4 protein-coding genes and 1 pseudogene are annotated in these 2,868 nt (G+C 65.8%); 4 read left to right on the top strand and 1 reads right to left on the bottom strand.

Going from position 1 to position 2,868, the window contains the following annotated elements; genetic code table 11:
* The 3 genes and pseudogenes from FV227_RS28255 to FV227_RS30520 all read left to right on the top strand — a co-directional run.
* Positions 1-190, top strand: a 190-nt coding sequence (locus tag FV227_RS28255) for a transposase (protein ID WP_147859662.1), incomplete at its 5' end; no start/stop codon positions are given.
* Between the two features lie 236 nt (positions 191-426).
* A pseudogene (locus FV227_RS30525) lies at positions 427-708 on the top strand (recombinase family protein); the annotation flags it as partial.
* A 111-nt stretch (positions 709-819) separates the two neighbouring features.
* Positions 820-924, top strand: a complete 105-nt coding sequence (locus FV227_RS30520; RefSeq protein WP_246686695.1) for a hypothetical protein — start codon at positions 820-822, stop codon at positions 922-924.
* Positions 925-1,499: 575 nt separating this feature from the next.
* On the opposite strand, the gene FV227_RS30430 is transcribed toward FV227_RS30520, so the two are convergent.
* The gene (locus tag FV227_RS30430) at positions 1,500-1,631 is read right to left on the bottom strand and encodes a hypothetical protein (RefSeq protein ID WP_281406302.1); all 132 of its coding nucleotides are present in this window, start codon (positions 1,629-1,631) and stop codon (positions 1,500-1,502) included.
* 620 nt (positions 1,632-2,251) lie between these two features.
* On the opposite strand from FV227_RS30430, the gene FV227_RS28240 reads away from it, so the two are divergent.
* Positions 2,252-2,868: IS630 family transposase (locus FV227_RS28240; protein WP_147860447.1), on the top strand; the 617-nt coding region annotated here is incomplete at its 3' end.

Raw genomic sequence — 2,868 nt, 5'->3', positions numbered from 1 at the left:
CGCTCGGCGCGGGATCGACAGCAGCGAGAAGCTTGGGCGTCACCGTTGGGTAGTCGAGCGCACCCATGCCTGGTTCAACCGTTTCCGACGCCTGCCCGTACGCTACGAGCGTCGCGCCGACATCTACGAGGCCTTCACCAACCTCGCCGCCAGTCTCATCACCCTCAACCAAATCAGGCGGTTCTGTTAGGCGCTCTTAGTGTAGCATCAGCCCTGCCCAGGAGCCACGCTTGCTCGTGACGGTGTGGTTCTCAGCATTCCAAGATCAGATCTAAATATGCACACTTCTGGGATTGTGCACGGGAGCCAAGCCGTTGAGATCGCCTCTCATTCTTCGTGCAGAACTCCTGTGCACGACTGAGGCATGATCTACGGCTATGCGCGCGTCTCCACTACCACTAGAGCCTTGCCGCACAGGTCGAGTGGTTGACAGCTGAAGGCTGCTCCCAGGTTTTCCAGGAGACCGCCAGCGGGTCACGTGCGGACCGAGCCGCGCTCAAGCGCGCGATCGGCCGCCTCGCCTCCGGGGACATCCTCATAGTCATGCGCCTGGATCGCCTCGCCTGATCGACACGTGACCTCTTGAACGTCCTCGAAGAGATCACGCGGCGTGGCGCAGGCTTCCGCTCCCTAGCGGATGCCTGGGCCGATACGACCACGGCGCACGGCCAGCTGATGGTCACGATCCTCGGCGGCCTTGCCGAGTTCGAGCGCGAGCTGATCCGGGCGCGCACAGGGGAGGGGCTGAAGCGGGCACGGGAACGCGGCATCCGCTTAGGGCCGAAGCACAAGCTCACGCACCATCAGCAGCGGGAGGCCTTGGCACGGCGCGAGGCTGGCGAGAGCTGTGCGGAGATCGGTCGGAGCTACAACGTCAGCCACAGCACGATCTCGCGGCTGAAGGCGCCTTCTGAGCGAACCTAGAGGCCTAGCTGATCGTTCATCCGTGACGGCGCTCCCCGGGCGCCCGTCCTATGGAGATCCCATGCGCGCATTATTCGCCGGCGCTGCTCTGTTCGTCCTCGCAGTGGCCGGCGCTTCGGCACAGCCCTACGACGATCGGCGCCCTCCACCCCCGCCGGACGAGGACTTCGACAGGCCACGGCCTCCGCCTCACCGCTACAGGCCGCCTCCGCCGGACTTCGATGACGACAGGCCGCCACCTCCGCCGCGTCGTCGTGGACCACCTCCACCGGATGACGACGACGATGATGGCCCGCCCCCGCCGCCCCGGTCTCGCGCTTACTGAAGCCCGCGAACAGGCTCACCATCCGGTAGGCCCGTTCGCTTTTTGTGCCGGCTGTGGCGCAGGCGTAGCAGCCTTCTTAGAGCCCTTCGGCTACCATTAGGCATCCTTCAGGTGCCTCCCAGTGCTCACCCTCACCTCGATCATCACCCGCAGCGTCCTCGCTGTAGCGACCGTGGGAGGCCTTGCGATGCTGGCGGACAGCGCGGTGCGGTCTCAGCTCGAACAGGCCGTGCGGGGCGATCTGACGTTCCTAGAGCGTGCCCCAGCGCCGGTACAGGTTGCCCGGGTGGATGAGCGCTACGTCGGAAAGGGGCTCGATCGTACCCGGCTTGGCGCGACCGTGCGGATGGTCGGTGTAGACGACGCACAGTAGGCGCATCATCCATCGTCGATCCAAGGCCTAAGCTCCGTCGCTCCGCTTGAGGTCAGAGAGCTATCGTAGGGGAGACTGGCCGATCCATGTGCGCCCGTTCCAAAGCTCGAACGCGCGGCCCTCAGCGATCCAACTCATAAGCGCGAGCGCGTCCTCATCGTTGGGGGCATCGATGGTGACGACGCTCGATCGGTCATCATCGAGAGATAGGACGCCCCTGTAGGACGACCGCCACGCTACGCTTTTACCGGTCTCTGGGCCCTCTAGATCGTTGGCCATGCTGGGCTCTTCGCTCAGGACGAGAGCAAAGGTAATTCGGCTCGGCGCTGAGTGGTTCGCGACGGCGCCGGCGAGGCCGCACCGTGCCCCCCCCGGGCGGTGCTGCTCTGCCGACGCTCGGCCATCAGCCGGTCGCTAAGGGCAACCTGGCGGGACATGGTTAATAGATCGTTGCCTTGGCTGTAGCTATACGGCCGGATCAAAACTATGGCCGGCCGGATGCCCGGCACCGCGGCGCTCAAGATCGTTGCCGACGACGAGACCGGTGAGCTTGAGAGCGCAACGATCCTAGTGCGGTGACGCGGACGAAGGATTCATCACGGGCGGGATGAGGTGTGCGAGTTTGGGCGATGGCTCAGACTGTCTGCGTGCTTCCCGATGCAGCCGACGTGACCCGGCTTGCTGCGATTGCGCAGGATCGATCGCGCCCACTCAAGCACATCCAGCGCGCCCGCATCGTCCTACTCTCAGCCGAGCGCTTGAGCGTCCAGAACGTAGCTCGGTGGGCGGGCGTCAGCCGCCCGGCCGTGTGGCGCTGGCAGCAGCGCTACGCTGAGGCGGGCGTCGAAGGTCTTCGGCGCGACAAGACGCGTCCGCCCGGCACGCCATCCCACCCGACCGTGACGGTGCCTGAAGTGCTGGCGCTGACCTGCTCGGAGCCACCAGGCGAGGTCACCCATTGGACCGGACGTGCCGCAGCCCGGGCGGTTGGGATATCGTTGCGCGCCGTGCAGCGGATCTGGGACGCTCACCGCCTCCAACCGCATCGACTGCGCACGTTCAAGCGCTCGCGTGACCCGGCCTTCGCCGCCAAGGTCGAGGATGTCGTCGGCCTCTACATGAACCCACCCGCCCACGCGGTGGTGCTGTCCATCGACGAGAAGAGCCAGATCCAGGCCCTGGAGCGGACCCGCCCCGATCGGCCGCTCGCCCCCGGCCATCCCGCTGCCCAGACCCACGACTATAC

The sequence above is a fragment of the Methylobacterium sp. WL119 genome, from assembly GCF_008039875.1.
Classification (GTDB): Bacteria; Pseudomonadota; Alphaproteobacteria; order Rhizobiales; family Beijerinckiaceae; genus Methylobacterium.
Note: the sequence above shows the minus strand (reverse complement) of the source record. Positions and strands in the feature narration are given on the sequence as shown.

Excerpts from the sequence above, each read along its gene's own strand:
- FV227_RS30430 (WP_281406302.1), bottom strand. The coding sequence starts at position 1,631 with ATGATGCGCCTACTGTGCGTCGTCTACACCGACCATCCGCACGGTCGC.